Below are 14,347 nucleotides of genomic sequence, written 5' to 3'. Positions count from 1 at the left end.
GACCCTCCCTCATACCGATCCCAATCAGGCTAGATTGAGCCGCGGTAAGTTTCAAGCAGTAATATTTTAGGCTTGCATTAAACAGCAAGCCTGACCTCTTCTATATTTTTTTAATTATTATATATGATTCTTATTTTTTTATGCTATATGTGAGACAACATACAAAATAAACGAGATTCGCCGCCGTGTGTGCTTTGCAATCCAAATCCGACAGACTGTATCAGCGGATGCGCCAGGATATCCTGCGACTGGACCTTGCACCGGGCAGCGCGCTGCGCGTTCACAGCCTGTCAGAGCGGTATGGGATTGGCCTGACGCCTGTGCGTGAATGCCTCAACAGGCTCAGCACCGAGCAACTGGTCATCCCAGAGCACAACAAAGGATTCCGCGTGGCGCAGCTGTCACTGGATGGGTTGCTGGACCTCGAACAGTCGCGCAGCACGATCGAGGGAAAGCTGTTTTTCGATGCGATCACCCATGGCGATGACGCCTGGGAGGCCACCGTGGTAGGCAGTTTTCATCACCTGTCCAGATCGCCGGTGCCGTCGATCCTGCAGGACGATACAGCACTGGAAGACTGGACGCGCTATCACGAGCGGTTTCACAACGCGCTGATCGCGGCAGCCCCCTCGCCGCTGATGCAACGGTTTCGCAAGACGATCACCGATCGGCTGGGGCGCTATTACATCCACATCCAGAACGGGCTGCGCGATCTTGCCCAGACCAAGCCGGATCAGGCGGAGCGGGCCGCGCAGGTCTTTGCCACCTCGATGGAGCTGGCGCCGCATCAGCGGCTGTACGATGTGGCGTTGAACCGCGATGCCGATGCCGCGATGGAAAGCTTTGCGGGACATTCCAGCATCTCGACCCAAGCCTTCCTCCAGTTGGGGGATCTGCTGCAAAACAACGGCGTGGATGCCAGATCATTTCAGGAGGCACTTTCATGACCACGGCATATGATCCAGCGCGGGACGGAGCGAAGATGCGCTTTGACACCGCGATGAGCTATGGCGATTACCTGTCGCTCGACCCGATCCTGGGCGCGCAGAATCTGCAATCGAATGCCCATGACGAGATGCTGTTCATCATTCAGCATCAGACCTCCGAGCTGTGGATGCGGTTGTGCCTGCATGAGCTGTCGACGGCACGCGGCGCGCTGGAAGACCGGCAGTTTCCGCCTGCGTTCAAGATGCTCACACGGGTATCGCGGATTTTCGAGCAGCTGAACGGCGCCTGGGATGTGCTGCGCACCATGACGCCCAGCGAATACACCGCCTTTCGCGAGGATCTGGGCCAATCCTCGGGGTTTCAGTCGCATCAATACCGGCTGATCGAGTTCATTCTGGGCAATCGCAACCGCGCGATGCTCACGGTGCATGAGCATCGCCCCGATCTGCACCGGATGCTGGTGCAGGAGCTCGAGACGCCCTCGGTCTATCACGTGGTGCTGCGCCAATTGGCCGATCATCTGGGCACCAGCTTTGATCCGGCAGTGTTCCGGATGGATCAGCCGCATTTGGCCAATGATGAGGTGATGGCGGCCTGGACCACGATCTACCGCGATCCCGAAACGCACTGGACGCTTTATGAACTGGCCGAAAAGCTGGTCGATCTTGAGGACTACTTTCGCCGCTGGCGATTCAACCATGTCACCACGGTTGAGCGGATTATTGGGTTTAAACGTGGCACAGGGGGTACGTCAGGAGTGAAATACCTGCGGCGCATGCTGGAGGTCGAGCTTTTCCCCGAACTGTGGAACATGCGGGGGCAATTGTGATGAAGGATACGTCCAGGTCTCTGCCTGCCAAGGAGCTTTTCGATCTGCCGGAAGGGGTGATTTATCTTGACGGCAACTCGCTGGGTCCGTTGCCGAAATCGGTTGCGGCGCATGTGGCGGAAACCATAACCGGCCAATGGGGCGCGCATCTGATCAAGGGCTGGAATGTCGATGATTGGATGGGCCTGCCGAAACAGGTGGGCGATATGATCGGTCGGTTGATCGGTGCGCCGACAGGGTCGGTGACCACCGGCGACACGCTGTCGATCAAGGTGTTTCAGGCGCTGGCCTCGGCGGTCAAGATGCGCCCCGACCGGCGGGTGATCCTGTCCGATAGCGGCAATTTCCCGTCCGATCTTTATATGGCGCAGGGGCTGATTAGCCATATGGGGCAAGGGCACGAGCTGCGCGTCGTGGCGCCCGACGAGGTTGAGGCCGCGATCACCGACGAGGTGGCGGCGGTCATGCTGACCGAGGTCGATTACCGCACCGGGCGCAAGCATGACATGACCGCCCTGACCCAAGCCGCGCATCGGGCCGACGCGGTTATGATCTGGGATCTGGCGCATAGTGCGGGCGCACTGCCCGTCGATCTGGAAGGGAGCGGGTGCGAGTTTGCTGTGGGCTGCACCTATAAATACCTCAATGGCGGTCCTGGTGCCCCGGCGTTTATCTATGTTCGACCCGATATCGTGGGGGATCTGTCGCCAGCACTCTGCGGCTGGCTGGGCCATGACGCGCCTTTTGCATTCGAACCCGGCTATCGCCCGGCGCCCGATATCGAACGGATGCGGGTTGGCACCCCGCCGATCCTGCAACTCAGGGCGCTTGAGGCGGCGATGAGGGTTTGGGATGGCGTCGATATGAACGAGCTGCGCGCGGCCTGCCTGTCGCTATCGGATCTCTTTATTGCCGAGGTCGAGGCGCGCTGCCCCGAGCTGACGCTGGCCAGCCCGCGTGAGGGCACGCTGCGCGGCAGTCAGGTGTCGTTCATCTTCGAGCATGGGGACGCCGCGATGCAGGCGTTGGTCGCGCGCAATGTGATCGGCGATTTCCGGGCGCCCAACATCATGCGGTTCGGTTTCACACCGCTTTATATCGACGAGAGCGATGTGCGGCGCGCGGCGGATGTTTTGGCGGATGTAATGAGAAACAGGCTGTGGGATCGGCCTGAGTACAAGCAGACACGGAGGGTGACCTGAGATTTTACCAGACCTGATCCGGTTCAGGCAGGGGGATGGCCTCCAGTAATTTACGAGTGTAGCCGCTTTGCGGCGTGTTAAAGAGTGTGGTGGTGCGGGCGGCTTCGACGATTTTGCCGCCCGCCATCACCACGACGCTGTCGCAGAGGCGTCGCACGACCGACAGATCGTGTGAGATAAAGGCAAGTGTCGTGCCTGTTTCGCGCACGATGTCTTGCAGCAATGTCAGCACCACCGCCTGGGACGACACGTCAAGGCCGCTCGCGATTTCGTCCGCCACAATGAAATCCGGCGATTGAACGATGGCCCGGGCGATGCCGACCCGTTGCCGCTGACCGCCCGACAGCTCATGCGGATAGCGTGCCAGAAAACGGCTTGGCAGGCCAACCCGGTCAAGGGCGTTGGCGGCTTTGTCCATCGCCTGTGTGTCGCCGCGAATGGCCAGCGGAGTAGCGATCAGACGATGCAGCGTCTGGCGCGGGTTGAGTGAAGACATCGGATCCTGGAAAATCATCTGAAACCGGGGCCGCAAGGCGCGCAGGGCGCGGTCGTCCAGATGGGTGATGTCGGTACCGTCAAAGACGATCTGACCCTGATCGGGCTCGATCAGGCGCAGGATGGCGCGGCCCAGCGTGGATTTGCCCGACCCGCTTTCGCCAACGATGCCGATAATCTGACCGCGCCCGACCGCCAAAGTGATCCCGTGCAGGACCGTGTTACGGGGTGCGGCGCCCAACAGGGGCTTGCGCGCCATGTCGGGGTAAGAAACGACGAGGTCCCGAATGTCGACCAATGCGCTCATGCCCGCCCCCAGAGCGTGTCGGAGGCGCGAATGGCCTCTGCCACCCCGGCCAGAACGGTGTCGGAGACCGGTACGAGCGACGCCTCTGGATCGGTATAGCGCGGTGTGGCGGCCAGAAGGGCAGCGGTATAGGGATGGGCGGGTGCCGTCAGCATGGTGCGAATATCTGCCTCCTCCATCACCATACCGGAATGCAGAATGCTGACCGACTGGCAGACCCGTGCCACCACTCCCAGATCGTGGGTCACGAACAGCATCGTTGTGCCGTGGCGCGTCTGCATATCCGCGATCATCTTCAGGATCTGTTTTTGCACCGTCACATCCAGCGCCGTTGTCGGCTCATCCGCGACGATCAGCTTCGGCTCGGCCGCAAAGGCCGCCGCGATCAGCACACGCTGGCGCATGCCGCCCGAGAGCTCATGCGGATAGCTGTGCAAGACGCGTTCGGGATCGCGGATCGCGACCTCCTCCAGCAGATCGAGGGCGCGGTGATTTGCGCGGGTTTTCTGCCAGCCCAGCGTGCGCGTCAGCCGGTCGGTCATCTGCGGGCCGATACGGCGCGACGGGTTCAGCGCGGTCAGCGGGTCTTGGGGGATCACAGCGGTCTGGCTGCCGATCACGCGCAGGCGTTCGCGCAGAGGCAGAACACCCAGATCCTGTCCGCCCAGCGATATCCGGCCCGACGCAACCTCGATCGCGCGGGGCAGAACACCCAGAATGGCCTTGCCGATCATGCTTTTGCCCGCACCGCTTTCGCCAACCAGCCCATGCACCTGACCTTTGGACACGCTGAGCGAGACATCCCGCAGCACACGGGTGCGGGTGCCGCGCAAAACGGCATTCAGGCCGGTGATCTCAAGATACGCGCTCATCTCAGCACCGGGTCAAAACGATTGCGCAGCGCATCACCGAACTGGGTAAAGGAGAGCACGGTGAGAAAAAGTGCGATCATCGGAAAGATCAGCACCCACCAGGCCTGGTGGATCGACACGCGGCCTTCGGCGATCATACCGCCCCATGTGGGATCGTCGGTTGAGACCGAGAGGTTGACGAACGAGAGGATCGCCTCGACCACAATGGCGATACCCATCTGAAGCGTCAGCACCGACAGGATCACCGGCGCGACATTCGGCAGGATCTCACGCATGAGTGTTGCGAAGCGGGACATGCCCGCGACATGCGCGGCCTCGGTGTAATCCATGCGGGCCTGGGCCATCGTTTCGGCGCGGACGACGCGGGTAAACCGGGTCCAGTCGATGACGATGATCGCCACGATGACAGAGGTGAGGCCGGTGCCGATCACCGCCACGAGCAGGATCGCGAACAGGACCGGCGGGAACGACATCCAGATATCGACGATGCGGCTGATCACCTGATCGACCCAGCCGCGATAGAACCCTGCCAGCAGGCCCAGCACCGATCCCAGCAGGCAGGTCGCAAGCCCTGCGATCAGCGCCACAGTCGCCGCGACCGATGCCCCATGCATCAGGCGCGACGCCACATCGCGGCCCAGACTGTCGGTGCCCAATGGGTGCCCCGTTTCGGCGCCGTCGATCCAGAACGGGGGAAGGCGTTGCAGAAAAAGATCCTGGTAAAGCGGATCATGTGGCGCGATCCAAGGCGCCAGCAGCGCAACACCGAAGAAAAGCGTAAGCCAGCCGCCCGACAGCCAGAGCCGCCATGGCGTGGCGCGGGGCGAGGTGCGCAGCGCTTCATCCATGACGCAGCCGGGGGTTCAGAACAGCGTAAAGCAGATCGACCGCCAAGTTGATCAGCACGAAGATCACCGCAAAGACCAGCACGATCCCCTGAATAAGCGGCAGGTCGCGGTTGATCACCGCGTCGATGGCCAGATTGCCCAAGCCCCCGTAACTGAACAGCCGTTCCACGATGACCGTGCCGCCGATCAGGTGGGTGAACTGCACCGCCGTCAGCGTCAGCGTCGGGGCCAGCGCGTTGCGCATCGCCTCGCGCCAGATCACCTGGTTTTCGGTGAACCCCTTGGCGCGCGCCAGCGTGACGTAATCCAGATGCATCGTTTCCTTCAGCGATTGTTTCAGAAGCTGGCCGATCATCGCAGAGAGCGGCAGCGCCAGCGCCAGCGCGGGCATCCACATATGGCCGATCAGGTTCGCCGTCAGATCGAACCGCAGGCGCAGCACGCTCTCGATCAGGTAGAACTGCGTGGTGAACGGCAGATCGAGCTGGGGCGAGATGCGCCCGGAAATCCCAGCGATCTGAAGCCACACACCGAAGACCAGGATCAGGAACAGACCCCAGAGGAAATCCGGCGTCGAAAGCGTCAGCCCGTTCCACAGATCAATGCCGTTTTCGGTCCAGCCACCGCGCCGGATCGTGCCTGTCACTGCCAGCATGCCGCCCAGCAGGGCCGCAAAGACCAGCGCAAGAAACGCAAGCTCCAGCGTGGCGGGCAGACGGCCCAGAACCAGTGTCAGCACATCCTGCCGGAGTGAGATCGAGGTGCCGAAATCCCCCTGCACCACATTTGTCAGCCAGATCCAGTATTGCACGAGGATGGATTTATCGAGGCCCAAAAGCGCCTCAAGCGCCGCTGCATCCTCGGCCGTGGCACCCGGGCCCAGCATCATCGCCACCGGGTTGCCGGGCACAAGGCGCACAGCGACGAATACCACGATTGACACGCCCAGAAGCGTGATCGCGATGCTGATCAGGCGCAGGAGGAGACGTTTGAGCATGGATGTCAGCCCCGACGGGGTTTGCCGGGGCTGTCCTTTACGTGATCAGGCGCGCGAGATGCGCTGTGGCAGCAGAGCGCCCGACACGCTGGGCGTGACCGCAACCTCCGAGCTGTGCAGGATCGGCTGCACATATTGCAAAAGCGGGATCACGTACGCCTCTTCCGCGATCAGCCGGTCGACGGCCTTGAACCCTGCGATGCGCTTTTCCTCGTCGCTTTCACCCCAAAGCGGCACGATGGCGTCGAACACGTCTTGCCCGTCCCAGACCGAATGCGGCGAGGGACCGAACATCGCAAAACCCGTCGATGTCGTCGGATCGCCCACCGAGTTGCCCCAGTTGTAAAAGGCGGCGGGGGCCAGTTGATCGGCGGCGCGCAGTTCGAAATGCTTGGCGATCTCATAAACCTCGATCTCGGCCTCGATCCCCACGCGGCGCCAGAGGCCGACAATGGCCTGGATCATCTCGTAATCCTTGGGCTTGAACCCGCGGGTGGTCTGGATGGTGAACCGCACCGGGTTTTCGGTGCTATAGCCCGACTTGGCCAGATACTCCTTGGCCAGCTCGGGATCATAGGCCACGGTGATCGACGGATCGTAAGCGGCATATTCCGGCGTTTGCAATGTGTCGATGGGCACGCCGTAACCGCTGAGCAGCCGGTCGATGATCAACTGCTTGTCGATGGCATGGGCCGCGGCCAGCCGCACATTGCGGTCGGTCATCACGTCGATATCGTTGAGAAAGATCATCCCGATATCCGACACCGGCGTGGTGGTGCCCATGATCCCGTCGCGCTCCTTGAGGCGGTCGAACTCCTCATAGGGCACTTCCAATGTGACATGGCTGGCACCGGATTCCACCTCCGCGACGCGGCTGGCGGCATCGGTGACGAATTTGATCGTGACGCTTTCGAATTCAGGCACGCCGCCCCAGTAATCGGGGTTGGCTTTCAGCCGCAGGAACGAATTCCTCTCGAACCGGTCGACCATGTAAGGCCCTGTGCCGATGGGGGCTGCCTCGAAACCCTCGGCGCCGACGCGCTCGTAATAGGCTTTGGGCAGCACATAGGCGGTCAGGAACCCCATCCACTTGAAGATTGTTGGATCGTATTCCTTGACATCGCCCGTGACCGTTTGGCCGTCGATGGTGAAATTGCCGATCTTGCCCCAAACGAACTGGATCGGGTTTCCGGTTTCGGGGTTGCCCGCGCGCTCCAGCGACCAGACGACATCCTCGGGTGTCAGATCGCTGCCGTCATGCCATTTCACACCCTCGCGGACGGTCATCATCACCTTGGTGCGGTCGTCGTTCCAGCCCCAGTCGGTGAGGATGCCGGGTTCGAAATCCAGATTGGGGGCCTGGGAGATATATTGGTCGAACACCGACTGATAGATCGCCTGAATGGTCGGATTCACCGCCGAGGGTCCGGTGGTCGGGTCCCAGGCCGGCAGGTTGACGTTGAACGCGATGGTCAGGTCATTGACCTGGGCGAGGGCGATTTTGGGCGCGGCACCGGCCAGCAGCCCGGCCAGACCCATTTGCAATGTGTTGCGTCGTGTAAAACTCATGATGGTCTCCCTATTGATTTGTTTTTTTCTTCGGTTCACTTGCCTGCCAAATCCTGCGCCAACATAAAACCCGATCCGGCCCCTGTGCCGCCTCCGGGCCAGGTGGAGGCACCGATGAGATGCAGGTTTTTCAGCGGCGTGGACCAATCGGCATAGCCGCGCACGGGGCGGAAGAGGAAGTTCTGCGAGATGTGGTGCGAGCCCGCGATCTGATCGCCCCCCACCAGATTGGGGTTCCACCGCTCCAGATCGGCGGGGGTCATGATATGCTCTGCGACGATCTTGCCGCGCAGGCCGGGCGCATAGCGTTCGATGATATCGAGAACCCGGTCGGCAAAAGGGCGGGCGGCCTGCGCCCAGTCGGTGGCCGCGATCTCGCCTTTGGCGTCGCCTTTGATCTCCATCGGCGCCATGCGGACCTGGACCCAGAGGACATGTTTCCCGTCCGGCGCCCGGCTGGGGTCGACCGCGGTGGGCTGACCCACGACCAGAACCGGCTCGGTCGGCAGCAGGCCGGATTTGGCCTGGATATAGGCCAGATCCATCGCCGCCATCGACGGGGCGAGATGGACATAGGAGAACTCCTGCAGCTCGGAACCCGCCGACCAGTCAGGCAGAGCGTCGAGGGCGAGATGGATCATCATCGTGCCCGGCGCAGGGGCGAAGGCCCGCGCCTGCGCGTCGTATCGCGGATCGGGGGTCGGGCCGGTCAGATCCACCAACGCGGCAGGCGTTGTCCCGGCGATGACAGCCTTGCGCGCGGCGATGACCCGGCCATCCGACAGCGTAACAGCGGTGGCGCGGGTGCCGTCGTGACCGACCTGTTCGACAGCCACGCCGGTCTCGATCACGCCGCCCCGTTCGCGGATCGCGGCGGCCAGCGCCCGCGGCATCACATCGGCGCCGCCTTGGCCCAGAACCATGCCAAAGCACTGGTTGGCCATCGATTCCAGATAGGGAAAGATCGCACCGCCCGCGACCTCGGGCGCGAAATCCAGATGCATGCCCCAGCTGGCCATCATCGCCTTGAGCTTGTCGTTCTCAAACTCGCGATCCAGCCAGGCGCGGGAGGATGACATCAGCATCCGCGCGGTGTCGAGCATCCACGCAGCACCCTTGGCCCGCCAGGTGCGCCACAGAAATTTCAACAAAGCCGAGCGTGTCATCGGTGTGTTCAAAAGCCCGCCAATATGCTGGGCCTCATCCGGGAAGGCCGCGACCATGGCGCGCCAGCGGTCCGCATCGGCCTGCGACAGGGCCGCGATGCCCGCCGCAGTGGCGTCAAGATCGGTCGACACGCCCAACCAAGTGCCATCGGGAAAGGCGCTGGCGAAAGGTCTGGCGGCGGGAGCGAGGGCAAAACCATGCCGCGCCAGCTCCTCGGCATAGTGAGCATGAAAGCCCGATCCGGCAAAGAGCGACAGGTTGGCGGCGGCCAGATCGCTGCGAAAGCCGGGGGCTGTCACCTCATCCGTGGCCACGCAGCCGCCGATGTGACCCGACCGCTCGAACATGGCAACGGACCATCCCTTGGCGCTTAGATGCAACGCCGCGGCAAGGCCATTGTGCCCCGCCCCGATTATGACCGCATCATAGGTTGTCGCGCTCATGTTCCGGACCCGTTCCAAAGTATTTCAACCTTGAATTAATTCTTGCACGACTCCGGGACGGGCTGTAAAGAAGTATTTGCAGTTGCATATATTTTGCGGGCCATGCCAGCGCCAAATCGGGCAACAGATGCAGGGAGATTTCACATGACAGCGCAATCAACACTCGACACTCTTGGCACCATGCTGCTGAGCGGAGGGGTCCGTGTGGTGGACCTGGCCGGTCCCCTGGGACCGGAGACGCCGCTTTTGAAACTGCCCGAAGGGTTTGGCGACAACACCCCCCCGATCGAGGTTCACAAGATCTCGGAATATGACGAACATGGGCCCTATTGGGCGTGGAACTGGCTGAAGATCGGAGAGCATTCGGGCACCCATTTCGATGCGCCCCATCACTGGATTTCCGGCAAGGATTACGCCGATGGATATACCGATACCATCGACCCGCAGAACTTTGTCGGCCCGGTGAACGTGATTGATTGCTCCAAGGAAAGTGAGGCCGATCCCGATTTCCTGCTGGAGGTCGATCACATCAAGGCCTGGGAGGCCGAGCATGGCGAGATCGGCGCAGGCGAGTGGGTCGTGATGCGCACCGATTGGTACAAGCGCAACGGGTCCGAGGCGGATTTCCTGAACAACGACGCCGACGGCCAGCCGCATTCCCCGGGTCCGTCGGTGGCGGCTGTCGAATATCTGATCGGCAAGAAGATTAAGGGCTGGGGCAGCGAATGCATCGGCACCGATTGGGGTCAGGCCGCGACGCTGGAGCCTGCCTTTCCCGCGCACACCATGCTGCATGCCAATAACATGTACGGGCTGGCTTCGCTCGCGCAGCTCGATCAGTTGCCCGCAAAGGGCGCTGTGCTGATCGCGGCGCCGCTCAAGCTGGTTCAAGGCACCGGCAGTCCGATCCGCGCATTGGCTCTGGTTGCCGGGTAACGGATCATGGCCCCGGTGCCCCGTTACGTTTTCGTCGGCAGTGGCATCAATGCCCTGGTCGGGGCCGCGATGCTGGCCAAGCGCAAGGCGCGGGTGCTGGTGCTGGAACGCAATGACCGGATCGGCGGCTGTATCCGGACCGAGGCGCTGACGGGTCCGGGATACATCCATGACGTGATGGCCACAACTTTCGTGCTGTTCGTGACCGGACCCGCGATGGAGGAGCTGGGCGGCGATCTGGCCCGCCACGGCGTCCGGTTCGCCAACACCGCCAGCCCCACCGGCGTGTTGCGCCCCGATGGCAGTCATCTGGTCCTGACCACCGACCGCGAGGTGAACCGCGCCGCGTTCGAGGGGGCAGGCGCGGGCGACGGGGCCGCGCTGCGCTCCGAGATCGGGTATGTGGAGCAAAACGCCGAGATGCTCTTTGGCCTTCTGGGCGGACAAGCCTATGGCGGGGCCACGGCCAAGCTTTTCGCCAAGGCAGCCCTCAAGGGGGGCACGCGCAATCTGCTCGATACGCTCGGGGCGACGCTGTTGCCTGCGCGGGCCTGGCTGGAGACGCGGTTTTCCTCGGATCTGAGCCGTGCGCTGTTCGCGCCATGGTGCCTGCATGCGGGGCTCGGCCCCGAGACCTCCTTTTCCGGAGAGATGTCGCGCGTGATCGGCTTCGCGCTGGAGGCGGCGGGCGCGCCCATCGTCGAAGGCGGCGCCGAGCGGCTGACGCAGGCTTTGCGCGCCATCATCGAGGAAAACGGCGGTACCGTGCGCACCGGCGCGGATGTCGCCCGGATCACCACGTCGCGGGGCAAGGCCACCGGTGTCACCCTTGCGAACGGGGAGGCGATTGCGGCCGGCAAGGGCGTCGTGGCCTCCGTCGCACCGGGGCAGCTCTATCATACCCTCCTGTCGGATGAAGACGCAGGCGGCAAACGCCAGGCCGCCACGGCGTACCGGCACGGCAAGGCGAATTTCCAGATTCATTACGCGCTGAACGGCCTGCCCGACTGGGGCGCCGAGGCGCTGTCAGAGGTCGCTCTATTGCACCTCACGGACGGGCTTGATGCGGTGTCTAAGGCCGTCAACGAGGCCGAGCGCGGGCTCTTGCCCGAGGTGCCCACGATCTGCGTGGGCCAGCCGCATGCCCTTGATCCCACCCGCTGCCCGGATGGCAAGGCGATCCTGTGGCTGCAAATGCCCGAGGCGCCGCGTGTGGTCAAAGGCGATGCGGCGGGCAGGATCGAGACGCCTGCGGATCAAACCTGGACGCCCACGCTGGCCGAAGCCTATGCCGACCGGATCGAGGGGATCGTGCGTGCCCATATTCGCAATTTCGATGCGATCAAGGGTACCCGCGTCGTGATCTCGCCTGCGGATCTGGAGGCGATGAACATCAATCTGGTGGGCGGCGATCCCTATGGCGGTGCGGCGACCATTGACCAGTTCTTCCTGTGGCGCCCTTTCACCGACACGGTCAATCACAAGACGCATATCAAGAACCTCTATCATATCGGTGCCTCGACCCATCCCGGCCCCGGCCTTGGCGGCGGGTCGGGCGTGTTGCTTGCCAGCAGCCTCTGAGGTGCGCAGCGGGGAAGACAGATGCATCAGATCGGTATCCGGGACGAGATCATCGCACGCGTGATCGCGCGGCGCGGACGGGTGCATCTGTTTGACCGGTTCGTGCCAGCGCGCACCGCCTCTGTCGTCATCGACATGCAAGCCACCTTTTGCGCCGAAGGCGGGCCCGCCGAGGTGCCCCTGTCGCGGCAGTTGGTGCGTCCGATCAACCGGCTGAACAGCCTGATGCGGCAGGCCGGGGGTCATGTCATCTGGGTCAATCATGCCAATCTGAACACCAATGGCCAGAGCGACTGGGCCGGGTTTTACGACAATTTCGTTTCTGACGCGGTGCGTGCGCGGACAGTTGAAAGCATGGCACCGGGCAGCCCGGGACAGGAGATCTGGCAGGGTCTGGAGGTCGAAGAGGCCGATATCCGGATGCTCAAGAACCGGTACTCGGCTCTGATCACCGGCGCCTCGCCGTTGGAGCGGGTGCTGCGCAGCCTGGGTATCGACACTCTGCTGATCACCGGAACCAAGACGAATGTCTGCTGCGAGTCCACGGCACGCGATGCGATGATGATGGATTTCAACGTGGTCATGGTGTCGGATGCCACCGCCGCGCTGTCGGATGACGAACACCGCGCGGCTCTGGAGACCATTATCCAGCAATTCGGCGATGTGATGACCATCGATGAGATCGCTGAGCGGTTAGGCAGGTGATCGTCGAGGTCCCCGCTAAACTTTAAGGTCAAAACATTATTGCTTGAAGCAAAAAACGTCCTCGGCTAGCGTTTCAAGGATGGCGGCCTCATCAAGCCTGGGAAAACGGGCATCTGGCTGAATTCACTGCTGGGAGAAAACTGGAAAAGCACTGTAAGCTCCAGTCGTACTGCGCAGTCTCAAAAGCGCAGACCAGCAACAGCATGGAGAACAAAGAATGCGACCAACAGGACAAGGTGTTTCAAAACTCAAGGGGATTGCGGCGGCGACCCTTCTGGCCACGACCCTGCCCATGGCGGCGATGGCCGAGGATGGCAACGCGATCAAGATTGGCATGATCACGACATTAACGGGAGGCGGTGCAGGCATCGGCGCCGATATCCGCGACGGCTTCATGCTCGCCATCGACCAGGCGGGCAACGAGAATGTCGAAGTTGTGATCGTCGACGATCAGCGCCAGCCGGATCTGGCGGTCCAGCTTTCGGACAAGCTGATCCAGTCCGACAAGGTGGATCTGTTGACCGGGATCATCTGGTCCAATCTTGCCCTGGCGGTTGTGCCCAGTGCGACGGCGCAGGGTAAATTCTATGTCTCGCCCAATGCCGGACCGACCCAGTTGGCCGGGCGCGGATGTCATGAGAAATACTTCAATGTGGCCTGGCAGAACGACAACCTGCACGAGGCGGCGGGCGCCTATACCACCAGCGCGGGATATCAGAACGCGTTCATCCTCGCACCCAACTATCCGGCGGGGCAGGACGCGCTGACCGGGTTCAAGCGGATGTATGAGGGCGAGCTGGCGGGCGAACTTTACACCCGGTTGGGTCAGACCGATTACGCCGCCGAGATCGCGCAGATCCGCGCCTCGGGTGCCGATAGCATCTTTTTCTTTCTGCCCGGTGGCATGGGGATTTCATTCCTGAAACAATACGCCGATAGCGGCATCGACCTGCCCGTGGTGGGACCCGCCTTCAGCTTCGATCAGGGGATCTTGCAGGCGGTGGGCGATGCGGCGCTGGGAGTGAAGAACACCTCGCAATGGAGCAAGGACATCGACAACCCGACCAACAAGGCTTTCGTCGAAAGCTTTGAGGCGGCGTTCGGACGTCTGCCGTCGCTTTATGCGTCGCAGTCCTTTGACAGTGCCAACCTGATCCTCAGCGCGCTGTCCAAGGCCGATGTACAGGATGCCGATGCCTTCCGCGCGGCCCTGCTTGAGGCGGATTTCAGCTCCACCCGGGGGGATTTCGAGTTCGGCAACAACCAACATCCGATCCAGGACATCTATGTCCGCGAAGTTATCCAGGAGGGGGAAGTCTTCACCAACAGGATCGTCGGCACCTCCCTGACGGATCACCAGGACGTCTATGCGAGCGAGTGTGGATTGTGATCCGACATTGACTGTATGGCCGGAAGCCCACGTGTTTCCGGCCTGTTTTTCCGGGGCA

General features: G+C 62.1%; 13 protein-coding genes. 7 read left to right on the top strand and 6 right to left on the bottom strand.

The window, feature by feature from the left end; genetic code table 11:
* Positions 1 to 185 precede the first annotated feature (185 nt).
* Genes HEP69_RS01110 through kynU form a run of 3 tightly spaced genes read left to right on the top strand, consistent with a single transcriptional unit; the run spans position 186 to position 2,979 of the window.
* Positions 186 to 947 (top strand): GntR family transcriptional regulator, encoded by a 762-nt coding sequence (locus tag HEP69_RS01110; protein WP_290556665.1) that lies wholly within the window; start codon positions 186 to 188, stop codon positions 945 to 947.
* Positions 944 to 1,777 (top strand): tryptophan 2,3-dioxygenase family protein, encoded by an 834-nt coding sequence (locus HEP69_RS01105; RefSeq protein WP_290556664.1) that lies wholly within the window; start codon positions 944 to 946, stop codon positions 1,775 to 1,777. Before HEP69_RS01110 ends, HEP69_RS01105 begins: the two co-directional genes overlap by 4 nt.
* A complete protein-coding gene (gene kynU, locus HEP69_RS01100; RefSeq protein WP_290556663.1) occupies positions 1,777 to 2,979 on the top strand; it encodes a kynureninase in 1,203 nt (400 codons plus the stop codon). Before HEP69_RS01105 ends, kynU begins: the two co-directional genes overlap by 1 nt.
* A gap of 4 nt (positions 2,980 to 2,983) precedes the next feature.
* Here the strand turns inward: kynU and HEP69_RS01095 are convergent, their stop codons facing one another.
* Genes HEP69_RS01095 through HEP69_RS01070 form a run of 6 tightly spaced genes read right to left on the bottom strand, consistent with a single transcriptional unit; the run spans position 2,984 to position 9,677 of the window.
* Positions 2,984 to 3,781 (bottom strand): ATP-binding cassette domain-containing protein, encoded by a 798-nt coding sequence (locus tag HEP69_RS01095; protein ID WP_290556662.1) that lies wholly within the window; start codon positions 3,779 to 3,781, stop codon positions 2,984 to 2,986.
* On the bottom strand, positions 3,778 to 4,653 hold the full coding sequence (locus HEP69_RS01090; protein WP_290556661.1) for an ABC transporter ATP-binding protein: 876 nt from the start codon (positions 4,651 to 4,653) through the stop codon (positions 3,778 to 3,780). The genes HEP69_RS01095 and HEP69_RS01090 overlap by 4 nt, the downstream gene beginning before the upstream one ends.
* Entirely contained in the window at positions 4,650 to 5,501 is an 852-nt protein-coding gene (locus HEP69_RS01085) for an ABC transporter permease (protein ID WP_290556660.1), read from the bottom strand. The genes HEP69_RS01090 and HEP69_RS01085 overlap by 4 nt, the downstream gene beginning before the upstream one ends.
* A complete protein-coding gene (locus HEP69_RS01080; RefSeq protein WP_290556659.1) occupies positions 5,494 to 6,498 on the bottom strand; it encodes an ABC transporter permease in 1,005 nt (334 codons plus the stop codon). The genes HEP69_RS01085 and HEP69_RS01080 overlap by 8 nt, the downstream gene beginning before the upstream one ends.
* Before the next feature lie 45 nt (positions 6,499 to 6,543).
* Complete coding sequence (locus tag HEP69_RS01075; protein WP_290556658.1) at positions 6,544 to 8,067, bottom strand: ABC transporter substrate-binding protein; 1,524 nt, start codon at positions 8,065 to 8,067, stop codon at positions 6,544 to 6,546.
* A gap of 35 nt (positions 8,068 to 8,102) precedes the next feature.
* The gene (locus HEP69_RS01070; protein WP_290556657.1) at positions 8,103 to 9,677 is read right to left on the bottom strand and encodes an NAD(P)/FAD-dependent oxidoreductase; all 1,575 of its coding nucleotides are present in this window, start codon (positions 9,675 to 9,677) and stop codon (positions 8,103 to 8,105) included.
* Positions 9,678 to 9,821: 144 nt separating this feature from the next.
* On the opposite strand from HEP69_RS01070, the gene HEP69_RS01065 reads away from it, so the two are divergent.
* The 4 genes from HEP69_RS01065 (at position 9,822) to HEP69_RS01050 (ending at position 14,289) form a co-directional block, all read left to right on the top strand.
* Positions 9,822 to 10,613: a cyclase family protein gene (locus HEP69_RS01065; protein ID WP_290556656.1), complete on the top strand. Its 792-nt coding sequence runs from the start codon at positions 9,822 to 9,824 to the stop codon at positions 10,611 to 10,613.
* Positions 10,614 to 10,619: 6 nt separating this feature from the next.
* Entirely contained in the window at positions 10,620 to 12,194 is a 1,575-nt protein-coding gene (locus tag HEP69_RS01060) for an NAD(P)/FAD-dependent oxidoreductase (protein ID WP_290556655.1), read from the top strand.
* A gap of 21 nt (positions 12,195 to 12,215) precedes the next feature.
* Complete coding sequence (locus HEP69_RS01055; protein ID WP_290556654.1) at positions 12,216 to 12,899, top strand: isochorismatase family cysteine hydrolase; 684 nt, start codon at positions 12,216 to 12,218, stop codon at positions 12,897 to 12,899.
* A 292-nt stretch (positions 12,900 to 13,191) separates the two neighbouring features.
* Positions 13,192 to 14,289, top strand: a complete 1,098-nt coding sequence (locus tag HEP69_RS01050) for an ABC transporter substrate-binding protein (RefSeq protein WP_366111289.1) — start codon at positions 13,192 to 13,194, stop codon at positions 14,287 to 14,289.
* Positions 14,290 to 14,347: the final 58 nt, after the last annotated feature.

This window comes from Aestuariivita sp., from assembly GCF_021404545.1.
GTDB lineage: Bacteria > Pseudomonadota > Alphaproteobacteria > Rhodobacterales > Rhodobacteraceae > Aestuariivita.
The sequence above is the reverse complement of the archived record's forward strand: the minus strand, read 5'-3'. Positions and strand labels throughout refer to the sequence as shown.